The 14,654-nt window shown below is 40.1% G+C and carries 16 protein-coding genes; 15 read left to right on the top strand and 1 reads right to left on the bottom strand.

Annotation, left to right across the window (positions count from 1 at the left end; translation table 11 throughout):
- Positions 1–653 precede the first annotated feature (653 nt).
- From V7161_RS23890 to rsmI, 10 genes are all read left to right on the top strand, one after another.
- Positions 654–872: a sigma factor G inhibitor Gin gene (locus tag V7161_RS23890; protein WP_223596416.1), complete on the top strand. Its 219-nt coding sequence runs from the start codon at positions 654–656 to the stop codon at positions 870–872.
- Between the two features lie 67 nt (positions 873–939).
- Entirely contained in the window at positions 940–2,367 is a 1,428-nt protein-coding gene (locus V7161_RS23885) for an aminotransferase class I/II-fold pyridoxal phosphate-dependent enzyme (protein ID WP_335715316.1), read from the top strand.
- Between the two features lie 29 nt (positions 2,368–2,396).
- Complete coding sequence (gene tmk, locus V7161_RS23880) at positions 2,397–3,020, top strand: dTMP kinase (protein WP_335715315.1); 624 nt, start codon at positions 2,397–2,399, stop codon at positions 3,018–3,020.
- Between the two features lie 105 nt (positions 3,021–3,125).
- Positions 3,126–3,455 (top strand): cyclic-di-AMP receptor, encoded by a 330-nt coding sequence (locus tag V7161_RS23875; RefSeq protein WP_223596413.1) that lies wholly within the window; start codon positions 3,126–3,128, stop codon positions 3,453–3,455.
- Positions 3,456–3,542: 87 nt separating this feature from the next.
- Positions 3,543–4,550, top strand: coding sequence for a DNA polymerase III subunit delta' (gene holB, locus V7161_RS23870; RefSeq protein ID WP_335715314.1), 1,008 nt, complete (start codon positions 3,543–3,545; stop codon positions 4,548–4,550).
- Positions 4,543–5,370: a PSP1 domain-containing protein gene (locus tag V7161_RS23865; RefSeq protein ID WP_223596411.1), complete on the top strand. Its 828-nt coding sequence runs from the start codon at positions 4,543–4,545 to the stop codon at positions 5,368–5,370. Before holB ends, V7161_RS23865 begins: the two co-directional genes overlap by 8 nt.
- 12 nt (positions 5,371–5,382) lie before the next feature.
- Positions 5,383–5,754 carry a DNA replication initiation control protein YabA gene (gene yabA / locus V7161_RS23860; RefSeq protein WP_335715313.1) on the top strand — a complete coding sequence of 124 codons (372 nt, stop codon included), beginning with the start codon at positions 5,383–5,385 and terminating at the stop codon, positions 5,752–5,754.
- A 46-nt stretch (positions 5,755–5,800) separates the two neighbouring features.
- On the top strand, positions 5,801–6,541 hold the full coding sequence (locus tag V7161_RS23855) for a tRNA1(Val) (adenine(37)-N6)-methyltransferase (RefSeq protein WP_335715312.1): 741 nt from the start codon (positions 5,801–5,803) through the stop codon (positions 6,539–6,541).
- Positions 6,531–6,818 carry a GIY-YIG nuclease family protein gene (locus tag V7161_RS23850; RefSeq protein ID WP_335715311.1) on the top strand — a complete coding sequence of 96 codons (288 nt, stop codon included), beginning with the start codon at positions 6,531–6,533 and terminating at the stop codon, positions 6,816–6,818. The genes V7161_RS23855 and V7161_RS23850 overlap by 11 nt, the downstream gene beginning before the upstream one ends.
- Positions 6,796–7,668 (top strand): 16S rRNA (cytidine(1402)-2'-O)-methyltransferase, encoded by an 873-nt coding sequence (gene rsmI, locus V7161_RS23845; protein ID WP_335715310.1) that lies wholly within the window; start codon positions 6,796–6,798, stop codon positions 7,666–7,668. Before V7161_RS23850 ends, rsmI begins: the two co-directional genes overlap by 23 nt.
- A 78-nt stretch (positions 7,669–7,746) precedes the next feature.
- Here rsmI and V7161_RS23840 read toward each other — a convergent pair whose 3' ends face one another.
- On the bottom strand, positions 7,747–8,031 hold the full coding sequence (locus V7161_RS23840) for an AbrB/MazE/SpoVT family DNA-binding domain-containing protein (protein WP_223596406.1): 285 nt from the start codon (positions 8,029–8,031) through the stop codon (positions 7,747–7,749).
- A gap of 481 nt (positions 8,032–8,512) precedes the next feature.
- Here V7161_RS23840 and metG point away from each other — a divergent pair, with 481 nt between their 5' ends.
- The 5 genes from metG (at position 8,513) to rsmA (ending at position 14,572) form a co-directional block, all read left to right on the top strand.
- Positions 8,513–10,471: a methionine--tRNA ligase gene (metG, locus tag V7161_RS23835; protein ID WP_335715309.1), complete on the top strand. Its 1,959-nt coding sequence runs from the start codon at positions 8,513–8,515 to the stop codon at positions 10,469–10,471.
- Positions 10,472–10,575: 104 nt separating this feature from the next.
- Positions 10,576–11,343 carry a TatD family hydrolase gene (locus V7161_RS23830; RefSeq protein ID WP_335715308.1) on the top strand — a complete coding sequence of 256 codons (768 nt, stop codon included), beginning with the start codon at positions 10,576–10,578 and terminating at the stop codon, positions 11,341–11,343.
- Between the two features lie 237 nt (positions 11,344–11,580).
- Positions 11,581–12,762 carry a ubiquitin-like domain-containing protein gene (locus V7161_RS23825; protein WP_335715307.1) on the top strand — a complete coding sequence of 394 codons (1,182 nt, stop codon included), beginning with the start codon at positions 11,581–11,583 and terminating at the stop codon, positions 12,760–12,762.
- Between the two features lie 378 nt (positions 12,763–13,140).
- Complete coding sequence (rnmV, locus tag V7161_RS23820) at positions 13,141–13,701, top strand: ribonuclease M5 (protein WP_335715306.1); 561 nt, start codon at positions 13,141–13,143, stop codon at positions 13,699–13,701.
- The gene (gene rsmA / locus V7161_RS23815; RefSeq protein WP_335715305.1) at positions 13,694–14,572 is read left to right on the top strand and encodes a 16S rRNA (adenine(1518)-N(6)/adenine(1519)-N(6))-dimethyltransferase RsmA; all 879 of its coding nucleotides are present in this window, start codon (positions 13,694–13,696) and stop codon (positions 14,570–14,572) included. Before rnmV ends, rsmA begins: the two co-directional genes overlap by 8 nt.
- The last annotated feature ends 82 nt before the right edge of the window (positions 14,573–14,654 follow it).

The following is a 14,654-nucleotide window of genomic DNA, read 5'->3' as shown; positions in this document are numbered from 1 at the left end:
CGTTGCCAGGCACATGAAAGAGACAATCCGCTAGGATTGTCTTTTTTTTATTTTAAGGCAAAATGAGTGAAAAGCTTAGCATCATTGTCCTTTTAGCTTGAATGAAGGACAGAAAGGTCGGTTAAAAGACGAAATTGGTCACTAGGAGCCTGGCATAACGCCAAAACTACTAATCAACCAACCAAAATTGTCTTTCATGGCCAAGATGAAGGACAAACCGGACAGCAAAAACCCGAGGGCGGTCAATAAAACGCTATTTAAATGCCCAAACCACCAGCTAACCAATCCAAACTGTCTTTCATAACCTGGATGAAAGACAAACCTGACAGTGAAAACCCAGCGGCGGTCAATAAAATGCTATTTAAATGCCCGACTCTCCAGTTAAACAACGCAAACTGTTTCATAGCTAAGATGAAGGACAAACCTCATACTCAATCAAGTCAGCAATACCGCTTATAGGAGACATGTACAGTGGAAAAATGCAATGTAAATTCCACAATAGAAATCCTGAAAACAATAAAACAAACAAAAATTTATAGTTTTTGAAAAGAAATCACCTATAGACATACACCCAATTGTGAAACACAACATAATATAATAAAGAGTATTCAAAAAATTGTATACAAATCCAAATTGCCGGGCAGAATGGGTGTATGGAGGTGGAGGAATTGAGTTCATTTTTGGCACATAAACATATTGAAGAAACATGTGTGATTTGTGAGAATCTAAAACCAAAAGGCATACATCTATATACTTCGTTTATTTGTACCGACTGTGAAAATGATTTGATTCAGACAGATACAAATGATCCAAAATATAAATATTTTCTAAAACAGCTTAAAAAAATAAACACTCCAGAAATATTTTCATAACAAGTCCTTATGGGCTTTATTTTTTTTGTTAAAATAGATGAGACTATGTAAAGGAAGTATATAAAAAATGACTCAATCCCAGAAGCCCTTATATGAAGCATTAATAAAACATATAAAACAGAAGCCAATATCCTTTCATGTACCTGGACATAAATATGGGGAAGTTAGTCTATCTCCATTTTATCAGCCTATCCTGCAGCTAGATGCAACAGAACTGACAGGACTCGATGATCTGCACTCGCCTGAAGATGCCATCTTAGAGGCAGAGACCCTTTTAGCTGACCTTTTTCAAGTGGAAAAAAGCTATTTTCTCGTAAATGGATCGACCGTCGGCAACTTAGCGATGATCATGGCAGCTTGCACAGAGGACGATACTGTCCTTGTTCAAAGGAACTGCCACAAATCTGTCCTAAATGCGTTAAAATTAGCAAAAGTAAATCCAATCTTTTTGGAACCGGAATATAACCTGGAGTGGAAGGTAGCAGCTGGGATTACTCTTGAAATAGCCGCAAAAGCAATAAGTCAGTATCCCAATGCAAAAGCCATCATATTGACCTATCCAAATTATTATGGGTTAGCAACGGATGTACAAGAAATTATTGAACAAGCCCACCTGCATCAAATTCCTGTTTTAGTCGATGAAGCACACGGTGCGCATTTTATCATTGGACAGCCCTTTCCGGCTTCTGCTACGCAAATGGGAGCGGATATAGTCGTGCAATCCGCACATAAAACCCTGCCGGCCATGACGATGGGCTCATATTTGCATTTTAATAGTAAGCTCATTGAAAAAAACAAATTAAAAGAAAACTTAGAAATGTTCCAATCCAGCAGCCCTTCCTATCCTATAATGGCGTCTCTTGATCTAGCAAGACATTATTTAGCAGGCTATGAGCAAAAGGACGCAACATTTTTACTAAAAGAGATCAACCGCTTTAAAGAGGATTTAGCAAAAATTCCACAGATTAAAGTGTTAGAGTTTCCCAATCATCATGGAGATTGTTTAAAAATAACACTTCAATCCCATTGCGGATTAAGCGGCTTTCAAATCCAGAAAAAATTTGAAGAACACGCTATCTATACAGAACTAGCCGATCCCTATAATGTCCTTCTCATCCTTCCATTATTAAAACAAGGACAGAACTATCCGTTGGAAGAGACGGCATTAAAAATCAAAACCATTCTAGAAGATCTTCCTAATCAAGAATGGAAGGAAGACTATCAGCCAGCTGCCGGCAGCATTTCAGGTCTGGCGATTCCTTATAAAGAGATGTCCAGCCTAAAAGAGCAAGATATACATATAAATAAAGCCGTAGGCCATGTTTGTGCGGAGACTATTATTCCTTACCCGCCGGGCATACCCTTGCTGATAAAGGGTGAAAAAATAAATGCAGAAAAGCTGATCCAGCTTAAAACGCTGTTAGAATCAGGGGCTAGATTTCAGGGCGGCACAAACTTAAACAAAGAGTCCATCAGAGTTTTTATACAACATTAGATTTTAACAGTTTTGGAGGTTTTATTTGAATGAACAACGGAACTTTTATTACATTTGAAGGGCCGGATGGTGCCGGTAAAACAACGATCATCAGCATGGTGGCGGAAAAACTTAACCACGCCCTATTAACAAGGGAGCCGGGCGGGATTGATATTGCCGAACAAATCAGAAGAGTTATTTTAGACAAGGAAAATACCGCAATGGATCCTAGAACAGAAGCATTGCTATATGCAGCAGCGCGCAGACAGCACTTGATTGAACGAGTGAAACCAGCGCTTGAGGCAGGAAGAGACGTTCTTTGTGACCGGTTTGTCGACAGTTCCCTTGCTTATCAAGGCTATGCAAGAGGATTAGGAATAGACGAAGTATGGAGCATCAATCAATTTGCCGTCGAGAACTTAATGCCAGAGTTAACAATATACTTTGATATCGAGCCAGAATTAGGTCTGACGCGCATTAATAAAAATAAAGGCCGAGAAATTAATCGGTTAGATTTAGAAAACCTTGAATTTCACCATAAAGTACGAAAAGGATACCATCTCTTACTCGATCGCTTTCCAGAGCGTATTGTTAAAATTGATGCTTCCGGAACAGTAGATGAGGTTTTTAAAAAGACCTTACAGATTGTCGAAAAAAAATTAGCTGAAAAATAGCCTTCATGTGAGGCTTTTTTTTATGGCTAAATTTCCACTTGAAATAAATCTGCTATAATATAGATAAAGGAAATAGAATCGGTTTAATAGAGGAGAGGTTGTTCGATGAAACTAATTATCGCTGTTGTACAAGACCAGGATAGCAACCGGTTATCAAAGGCATTAGTAGAGAATAATTTCAGGGCGACAAAGCTTGCCAGCACAGGCGGATTTTTAAAATCAGGTAACACAACCTTTATGATCGGGACCGAAGATATTCGCGTTGACCGTGCTCTCCAGATTATTAAGGATAACTGCAGGGCGAGAGATCAGCTCGTTTCCCCTGTGTCTCCAATGGGCGGGAATGCTGACTCCTATGTTCCATATCCAGTTGAAGTGGAAGTAGGCGGAGCAACGGTATTCGTTTTGCCAATCGAGCAATACATGCATTTTTAAATATAAAATTAAATTTTGACTTTGAAAATTGTCTAGCTCCACCGTCAAGGCGCTTCCGCATTTCTTTTAAAAAAGTGAGTGATAATTGTGGTTAAAACATGGGATCAACTAGAAGAGCTGCAGCCAGCCGTATTAAAGATGATAAAAAACAGCTTTTTAAAAAATCGAGTGGCCCATGCATATCTTTTTGAAGGCATGAAAGGGACTGGCAAAAAAGAAATAGGGCTGCTTTTGACGAAGTCCCTTTTCTGCGAGTCATTAAAAGATGACTTTAAACCGTGTGAAGATTGTAAAAATTGCCGTCGGATCAACCATGGGAACCATCCTGATGTTCATATTGTTGAACCGGATGGGCTGTCGATAAAGGTGGATCAAATCAGAAGCCTGCAGGCTGAGTTTGCGAAGAAGGGCTTAGAATCCTTGAAAAAGGCCTACCTGATCATCCATGCTGATAAAATGAGCAATAGCGCTTCTAATAGTTTATTAAAATTCCTTGAGGAACCCAATGCTGAAACCGTGGCGATTTTAATAACCGAGCAGCCTCAGCAAATATTACCTACGATTCTTTCGAGGTGCCAAACATTAAAATTCCATCCATTATCCCCGCAGATTATGGTTAAACAATTGGTGGAAAACGGCGTTGCTCCTCAAAAGGCACCGCTGTTAGCCCAGCTTACAAACAGTATCGATGAAGCGCTTGAATTAAATACCAATGAATGGTTTGCACAAGCCCAAAAAATAATGTTAAAATTATATGAAGTGTTGAGAAAAAATCCGTTAGAGGCGATGGTAACGCTTCAAAGCGATTGGTTCCCACACTTTAAAGATAAAGAACAGATTCAACGTGGTTTAGATCTTTTACTTCTTATTTTTAAGGATTTACTATATATACAATTAGATAGGCAAGAGCAAATTGTTTTTAAAGGAGAAAGTGAGCGGTTAAATCAATTTGCCTTGCAAACATCCGGACGGCGTATATCGGAACAAATGTCAGCTATCCTTGAGGCAAAAAGGAAGCTTGCGGCTAATATGAATCCTCAGCTGATGATGGAACAGCTTGTGTTAAAATTGCAGGAGGGATCTTCATTTGTATGATGTTGTAGGAGTACGCTTTAAAAAAGCGGGGAAAATCTATTATTTTGATCCTGGAGACCTCTCAATTCAAAAAGATGATTTTGTCATTGTTGAAACGGTACGCGGCGTCGAATATGGAAGGGCAGTCATTCCACGCAAACAGGTAGGGGAACATGATGTTGTTCTCCCATTGAAAAAGGTCGTTAGAATTGCAGACCCGAAGGATCGAATGATTGTTGATGAAAATAAACAAGCTGCCCAGGAAGCTTATGAAGTATGTAATGAGAAAGTAAATGAACATCAGCTGGATATGAAGCTGGTTGATGTTGAATATACATTTGACCGCAATAAAATCATTTTTTACTTTACGGCCGATGGAAGAGTCGATTTTCGTGAGCTAGTGAAAGATTTAGCGGCCATATTCCGGACAAGAATCGAACTCCGGCAAATTGGTGTCCGCGATGAAGCGAAGATGCTTGGCGGGATTGGCCCATGCGGAAGAATGCTTTGCTGTTCTACTTTTCTAGGCGATTTTGATCCTGTTTCCATCAAAATGGCGAAGGATCAAAATTTATCTTTAAATCCTACGAAAATATCTGGCTTATGCGGCAGGCTTATGTGCTGTTTAAAATATGAAAACGACGAATATGAATCTGCTAAAGAACAGCTCCCTGATTTAGGGGAAATCATTGAAACTCCACAGGGTGCCGGCAAAGTGGTAGGATTAAATATATTAGAACGAGTGCTTCAGGTTGAACTAAAGGAACAAGAACGGGTTCTGGAGTATACTTTGGATGAAATCGTTAAAGAAGGGGCCTTTTCTATACAATCCACAGATTAAGAGGTGTACGCCGTGGATAAAAAAGAAATATTTGAATCAGTAAGTAACATGGAAACACAAATTGGGAGTCTTTACCAACAGCTTGGGGAATTGAAGCAGCATTTAGCCGAAATACTAGAAGAGAATCATTATTTAAAGCTTGAAAATGAACATCTAAGGCGCCGTTTAGATGTAACCACGGAAGCAGAAAAGAAAGAAACAGAGGTTAAAAAAGGAGCTGCCCAATCGGGGGCACCTGTCATGAAGCCTTTTGATGTTGGGGAAGGATACGATAACCTCGCCCGTCTTTACCAAGAAGGCTTTCATATTTGCAATCTCCACTTCGGAAGTTTGCGCAAGGAAGGCGATTGTTTATTTTGCCTTTCCTTCCTTAATAAGAAATAGCTAAAGCCTTCCTTTAACAGGGGGGCTGTTTTTTTAGGAGGAAACTATGGTTATATTGAAGGAAGATGAGCGGCTTGATTATTTGCTTGCTGAAAATTTAAGGATTATTCAAAGTCCATCTGTATTTGCCTTTTCATTAGATGCCGTTTTGCTGGCAAGGTTTACGTATGTCCCAATTCAAAAGGGGAACTTAATTGACTTATGCAGCGGAAATGGTGTGATCCCATTGTTTTTAAGTGCCCGGACAAAGGGGAAGATTACAGGTGTAGAAATTCAGGAGCGATTATTTGATATGGCGGTTAGAAGTATTGAGTATAACGAGCTTCAAGACCGATTAACGATGATTCATGGCGATATTAAAGAAATGCCCAAGCAATTAGGCTTTGGAAAATTTGATGTTGTCACCTGTAATCCACCTTATTTTACGACACCTTCTAAGGAAGAAATCAATCCGAATGAGCATTTAGCTATTGCTCGCCACGAGATTCTCTGTACGCTCGAGGATGCGGTAAAGGCTTCAAGCCAATTGGTGCGTCAAGGTGGGAAAGTAGCTTTTGTACATAGGCCGGGGCGTCTCTTGGATATGATTACGTTGATGCGCACATACAGGCTTGAGCCCAAACGAATTCAGTTTGTTTATCCAAAGCAGGGGAAGGAAGCCAATACCCTTTTAGTCGAAGCGATTAAAGACGGCAGTCCTGATTTAAAAATACTGCCGCCGTTATTCGTCTATAATGAAAAGGATGAATATACGCCTGAGATCCGAGAGATTTTATATGGAGAATAACGAACATTACTTTTATGTCTTAACCTGCCGGGATGGAAGCTTCTACGGGGGCTATACGAATAATCTTGAGCGCCGCCTAAGACTTCATAATGAAGGAAAAGGGGCAAAATATACCAGGGGACGCGGCCCTGTTGAGCTTACCTTTTATAAAGAATTTGATAATAAAACGGATGCACTTAGAGCGGAATACTACTTCAAAAGGTTATCACGAAAGAAAAAAATTGAGTTTTTAATGGAAGAAACGGGTGGATATAATGTGGCAGCAGAAAAGCTTTGAAAACGAAGAACACAAAGGTATTCTCTATCTTGTTCCTACTCCCATCGGAAATTTGGAGGATATGAGCTTTCGGGCAATCCGAATATTAAAAGAGGCAGACTTGATTGCTGCTGAGGATACACGAAATACGAGAAAGCTCTGTAATTATTTTGAAATTGAGACGCCTGTTGTCAGTTATCATGAGCACAACAAAGAGACAAGTGGGGAAAAATTAATTCAAAGGGTAAAGGAAGGCCAAAAAATTGCTCTTGTCAGTGATGCGGGTATGCCGACGATTTCAGACCCGGGATATGAGCTTGTACAGGCTGCTATAACTAAAAAAATGACAGTAGTGCCATTACCAGGTGCCAATGCTGCCCTCACTTCCTTAATTGCCTCAGGGCTTAGTTGTCAGCCATTTTACTTTTATGGATTTCTAGGCAGAAGTAAGAAAGAAAAACGCTCAGAATTAGAAGTTTTAAAGAAACAAACGGCAACGATTATTTTCTATGAATCACCGCATCGTTTGAAAGAAACATTAGCAATTATGCTTGAAATTCTGGGTAATCGGAACATAGCCCTATGCCGAGAACTGACAAAGAAATTTGAGGAATTTATTCGAGGCACCATTGAGGAAGCAATTAATTGGGCCAATCAAGATGAAATTCGCGGGGAATTTTGTTTAATAGTAGAGGGGACCACCAATGAAGTCGAGGAAGAGTCTAGTTGGTGGGAGAGTTTTACAATTGAAGAACATGTTAATCACTATATTTCAGAAAAAAAGATGGCCTCAAAAGAAGCCATTAAACAAACAGCAAAAGACCGAGGCTTAAACAAGCGTGAAGTGTATCAAACTTATCATATTGAATAAAATTAAAAGCTCCAGAACCAACAAGGTTCTGGAGCCATTTATATTAAAGAAGTAAAAAAGAAAATATCTGCTTTATTCTTATTTTGCTAATTCAAAGCTGTTTTGAATTTCTTGAAGTAATTGCTCTGCACCTTCACGGCTAAGAATTAATTTTCCGCCAGCAAGTGCTAAATTGTCATCAGAAACTTCACCAGTTACTTGGCAAGTCATGTTTGGCTTGTATTTTTTAAGGATGATACGATCATCATCTACATAGATTTCAAGAGCATCCTTTTCAGCAATACCAAGAGTACGTCTTAATTCAATCGGAATAACCACACGGCCTAATTCATCAACTTTACGAACGATACCAGTAGATTTCATTTTTTATAATCTCCTCTCACTAATAAAAAAGTATATTTTCTATTCTATAATTCGTCATTATTCGACAAATTTTTCTTACCTTCATAATACCAGCCATTCCCATATCCGTCAATTATTTTTATTTTGGAAAATATAAGAAAATTTTTCCTGGTGGTTAAATTATTGATTTAATAGGGTTTAATAGAAAGTTTTTTCAATTAAACACTGTTTTTAATATTATCGTAGTGTAAATTCAGTTCCATTTGAATTTTACGGAATTCGACAAATATCTACATTATCAGCATTTAAACAACATATATTTCGCTTAAGGTCCTATTTTTATGGGTGTATAAGGAAAATATTTTAAAATGTTGGAAGCGAGGGATGGCGCTTTCTTGCACAAAAGTCCTTTTTTCGGTATATTTTGAGGATAGAAGCGGGAAAAAAGAGGCAATAATGGACAGTAGGGTTAATGATTGCCAACCTAATAGGAGGAGTAAAAATGGAGGAAAAATTAAAGACCTTTTACCTAACGACACCAATTTATTATCCAAGTGGAAATTTACATATTGGTCATGCTTATACCACTGTTGCGGGTGATGCAATGGCCCGTTATAAGCGGATGAGAGGGTTTGATGTCAGGTATTTAACGGGAACAGACGAGCATGGGCAAAAGATTCAGCGTAAAGCGGAAGAAGCGGGAATTACCCCGCAGCAGTACGTAGACGGAATGGTTGATGAAATTAAGGTCCTCTGGAATAAGCTCGATATTTCTTATGATGATTTTATCCGGACGACCGAAGAAAGACATAAGCAAATTGTTCAAAAGATTTTTGCGAGATTGCTTGAACAGGGTGATATTTATCTCGATCAATATGAAGGCTGGTATTGTACACCTTGTGAATCCTTTTATACCGACCGACAGCTTGTCGATGGAAACTGTCCGGATTGCGGCCGCCCTGTTGAACTTGTAAAGGAAGAATCCTACTTTTTTAGAATGAGCAAGTATGCCGACCGTCTTTTGCAATATTACGAGGAGAATCCTGAGTTCATTCAGCCGGAATCCCGTAAAAATGAAATGATTAATAATTTTATTAAACCTGGTTTAGAGGATTTAGCAGTTTCAAGAACGACGTTTGATTGGGGGATTAAAGTCCCGGGCAATCCGAAGCATGTTATCTATGTTTGGATTGATGCACTTTCAAACTATATTACGGCATTAGGATATGGAACAGAAAACGACGCTAACTATTTGAATTACTGGCCCGCTGATGTCCATCTGGTTGGGAAAGAGATCGTCCGTTTCCATACGATCTATTGGCCAATTATGTTAATGGCCCTGGATATTCCGTTGCCAAAAAAGGTATTTGCGCATGGCTGGCTATTAATGAAGGATGGAAAAATGTCAAAGTCAAAAGGAAATGTGGTCGATCCGGTTACGTTGATTGATCGCTACGGCCTTGATGCACTCCGCTATTATTTATTAAGGGAAGTCCCATTTGGTGCAGACGGAGTTTTCACACCTGAAGGCTTTGTGGAGAGAATTAATTTTGACTTAGCAAATGATCTTGGAAATCTGTTAAATCGAACCGTTGCGATGATCGAAAAATATTTTGCTGGTGTGATTCCAGCGTATTCAGATTCTGTCAGTGAATTTGATGATTCTTTGCTTCAAGTTAATCGTGAAACAGTCACAAAATACGAAGAAGCCATGGAGAAAATGGAGTTTTCTGTTGCGTTAACATCCATCTGGCAGCTAGTCAGCAGGACTAATAAATATATCGATGAAACCCAGCCATGGGCATTAGCAAAGGATGAGGCTAAAAAAGGTGAGCTTGCAAGTGTAATGGTTCATTTAGCGGAGTCGCTGCGCAGAACAGCCATTCTGTTAAAACCGTTTTTAACACGGACTCCTGATGGGATTTTCAAACAGTTAGGAATAGAAGAGGAAGCTCTAAAAGCATGGGAAAGTCTTGAAGGTTTCGGATTGATTCCAAGCGGAACGAAGGTAGCAAAGGATGCACCTCTATTCCCGAGACTTGAAATTGCAGAAGAAGTAGAATTCATTAAGACAAAGATGCAGGGCGGAACACCTGTGGCGGCTGAAGAAAAGAAAGAGGAAAAACCTGAGGCCATTGATGAAATCTCCATTGATGATTTTATGAAGATTGACCTGCGTGTTGCCGAAGTTATCCAGGCAGAGCCAATTAAAAAAGCGGATAAACTGCTAAAGCTGCAGCTGGACCTTGGCTATGAAAAGCGCCAGGTTGTATCAGGAATTGCTCAATACTACAAGCCTGAGGAATTAGTGGGACGTAAGGTTATTTGTATAACAAATTTAAAACCAGTTAAATTACGCGGTGAACTATCACAGGGTATGATACTAGCAGGTTCAAAAGACGGTCAGCTATCCCTTGCAACCGTTGATCAAACCCTTCCAGTTGGTTCTAAAGTAAAATAATGTCTAAAATAGAAATGTTCCACGTGAAACAATTTTCGGGACATTTCTATTTTTTTATTTATAGTATGACAAGGAAATCTATTGTGAAAAAAGGAGCATAGGAAATGTTATTCGACACACATGTACATTTAAACGCAGAACAATACAACGAAGATTTGCAAGAAGTGATTGAAAGGGCTCAAGCAGAGGGAGTTTCGAATATGGTTGTTGTCGGTTTTGATCGGCCGACGATTGAAAAAGCGATGGAATTGGCGGAAAACTACGAGTTCCTGTATGCCTGTGTTGGCTGGCATCCCGTTGATGCCATAGATATGACGGATGAGGATTTAGCTTGGATTGAGGAATTATCAGAGCACCCAAAGGTAGTAGCAATCGGAGAAATGGGCTTGGATTACCATTGGGACAAGTCTCCAAAGGAGATTCAAAAAGAGGTTTTTCGCAAGCAAATCAGGCTGGCTAAAAAAGTGAAGCTTCCTATTGTCATCCATAATCGGGAGGCAACGGCAGATATTGTGGAAATATTAAAAGAAGAAGGGGCTGAGGAAGTAGGGGGGATCATGCATTGCTTCAGCGGCAGTACTGAAGTGGCAAAAGAATGCGTGAAAATGAACTTTTATATTTCACTTGGCGGCCCTGTAACGTTTAAAAATGCCAAAAAGCCGAAGGAAGTAGCGGCAGAAATTCCGCTAGATAAATTGTTAATTGAAACAGACTGTCCGTATTTAACTCCACACCCATACCGAGGACAGAGAAATGAACCGGGTTATGTAAAGCTGGTCGCTGAGCAAATTGCCGAAATAAAGGGGGTAACATTAGCAGAAGTTGCCAAAGTAACGACACGAAATGCTAAAAAATTATTCGGCATAAACTGATAAGAGATTATGTCGAAACGATGAGAAGTTTGTCCAAATTTTTTCTTATAACAAAAAGTTCTACACGTCTCCTTTTCAACATAGGATTACCGTGTCGATAAGTTTTCCTTTGCAATTTTCCCAATATTATGCATAATTAAAAATACGTTCACAGGATAAGCAAGGGTTAACAGCCGGCAGCATGGTTCTCAATAATCTCTCCGAGAAAAGGAGGCGTTTTTCATCGTATTCAAAAACATGAAAAACCTGTTTTTCATGTCTTTGAGCGGGAGAAATTTGACCATTGCTTTTGCTAGTTTTGTAGTTTTGTTAACAACTCTTGGTATTCTTTTTTTTGAAGGATCAAAGAAAACTGTTGCAATTACTCTTAATGGCGAGCAAACGGTCGTTAATACACATGCAGATACCGTCAAAGAGTTATTTGATGAACTGGATGTATCACTTCGCTCACAGGACTACTTGTTTCCAAAGGCGAACGCAAAGGTGAAGGACCACCTTAAGGTCGTTTGGAAACAGGCGAAACAGGTTAGCATTGTCAAGGACAACGAGAAGAAAACGATTTGGACAACAGCCGGTACAGTGGCTGAGCTCTTAAAGGAGCAGAAAATTGTTTTGAATGCACATGATCAAATCTCACCAAAACCAGAGGCGGCAATCAAAAATGAGCTGAAGGTCGGCATTAAAAAAGCCTTTAATCTAACCTATGTTGACAAGGGTAAAGCACAACAAGTTTGGACCACTTCGACTACGGTCGCTGACTTTTTAACGCAGCAGGGCATCAAGCTAAATTCACTAGACCGAGTTGAACCAACACTGACTGAAAGAGTGAAAGATAATGGTGTTGTTAACGTCATCCGAGTAGAAAAGGTCACCGATGTAGTGGAAGAACCTGTTGAATTTGCCGTGGTAACCAAAAAGGATGAAGGGTTAGAAAAAGGAAAAGAGAAGATCTTATCAGCTGGTAAACATGGCCGCGTTTCCAGGCAATACGAAGTTTTACTTGAAAATGGCAAGGAAATTTCAAGAAAATTACTTAGTGAGCAGATGATTGCAGAGAAGCAAGATAAAGTTGTGGCTGTCGGAACGAAGGAGTTATCTTTACAGGTTTCCCGTGGCGCAGTGGAAACGGGAAAAGAGTTTTATGTTACTGCAACCGCCTATACAGCAAATTGTAATGGCTGTTCAGGACGTACTGCAACCGGTCTTAATCTCCGTGCTAATCCAAACATGAAAGTTATTGCTGTTGACCCGAGAATAATACCGCTAGGAACAAAGGTTTATGTCGAAGGCTATGGCTATGCTGTTGCAGCTGATACGGGCGGAGCGATAAGAGGGTATATCATTGATGTATTTGTGCCGTCAAATGCAGATGCGTATCGCTGGGGACGTAAGAAAGTCAAAATTAAAATATTGCAGTAATTTACTTAGGTGCAGAGGGTCCTATCCTCTGCATTTTTACTTTTTCATCGTTTTTATTTATACTTAACAACGAATAGAGACTAGGATTTTTTCCTATGTTTTATACATTAATGTATGATGGCTTTTGATAATATAGACGATGGACATTACAAAAATGTTTCAAGTTTTTTTCAAATATTTAAATATTTTTTGACTCTGTTAAACTTGTCTGTTGATTNNTTTCCGCGGGCGTGCCGGGGAGCCTCCTCGGCGCTATGCGCCTGTGGGGTCTCCCCTGCCCCGTACTCCCGCAGGAGTCTCGTGCCTTCTGCTCCAATCAACAGAGTGATAAAAAATCGACTATCAATTTTAACAAAGTCTTATGTTTCTGGAGGGAAAATGAAGATACAAGAAATTATTGTCGTGGAGGGTAAGGATGACACGACGGCGATTAAAAGAGCGGTGGATGCGGATACAATTGAAACGAATGGATCTGCGGTGAATGAGTCCACAATTGAAAAGGTAAGGCGTGCCCAGGAAACAAGGGGTGTGATTATTTTTACAGATCCAGACTTTCCCGGAGAAAAAATCAGGAAAACAATCTCCGAAAAGGTCCCTGGCTGCAAGCATGCTTTTTTACAAAAGGAAGATGCGCTTGCTAAACGCGGCAGGGGACTAGGTGTTGAGCATGCTAATCCAGAAGCGATCCGTGAGGCGCTGAAGGATGCGCAGATCATGCATGAAACGATTTCAGAAGAGATTTCCCAAGAGGATTTAATCACTGCCGGACTTATTGGCGGTGAAGGTTCTAAAGAGCGCCGAATCCTGCTGGGGAAGCTTTTGAAAATAGGCTACACAAATGGAAAACAACTTCATAAGCGTTTAATGATGTTTCAAATTAGCAAACAGGAATTTGCAGAAGCACTTGCTATTGTTAGGCAGGAGGAAAACAATGAATAAAGATATTGCAACACCCGTGAGGACAAAGGCGATCCTTGAAAAATACGGTTTTTCGTTTAAGAAAAGCCTGGGGCAAAATTTCTTAATTGATACAAATATATTAAAAAAAATCGTCAGTTTTGCGGACTTGACGGAGGACTCTGGTGCGATTGAAATCGGCCCGGGGATTGGCGCGCTGACAGAACAGCTGGCCCGCACAAGCAAAAAGGTCATTGCATTCGAAATCGACCAAAGATTGTTGCCGATTTTAGCAGATACCCTATCATCGTATCCGAATGTCAGCATCATTCATAATGACGTGCTGGCAGCAGATGTCAGGTCTGTTATGGCTGAACACTTTGCCAGCCTCGATGATGTTATGGTGGTGGCGAATTTACCTTATTATGTGACGACCCCGATTATCATGAAACTGCTAGAGGACCAGCTCCCAATCCGTGGCATCGTTTGTATGCTCCAAAAAGAGGTAGCAGACCGGATTTCAGCCAAGCCTGGGACAAAGGATTATGGCTCGCTCTCTATTGCCGTGCAGTACTATACAGAAGCGGAGACAGTGATGATTGTTCCGAAAACGGTGTTCGTACCTCAGCCAAATGTTGATTCAGCGGTAATCAGGCTGATTAAGCGGGAGAGCCCTGCTGTCAGCGTCAAGGATGAAACTTTCTTTTTCCAAGTGACAAAGGCTAGCTTTGCGCAAAGAAGAAAAACATTACTTAATAATTTAACGAGTCAGCTGCCGGATGGGAAACAAAAGAAAGAGGGCATCATTAAGGCGTTAGAAGCCAGCGGAATTGAACCTTCACGAAGAGGCGAAACCCTCTCATTAGAGGAATTCGGCCGTCTCGCAGACGAACTATATCCATATTTCCATTAGACCTTTTTAAAGGTCTTTTTTTATTGGCACAGTGCCTGTGGAGAGCAAAAAGGCAGTTTAAAGGCACTGTGAGGCATTGACA

Origin of the sequence: Neobacillus drentensis (assembly GCF_036965425.1) — a bacterium.
GTDB classification, from domain to species: Bacteria; Bacillota; Bacilli; order Bacillales; family Cytobacillaceae; genus Neobacillus; species Neobacillus drentensis_F.
Note: the sequence above shows the minus strand (reverse complement) of the source record. Positions and strands in the feature narration are given on the sequence as shown.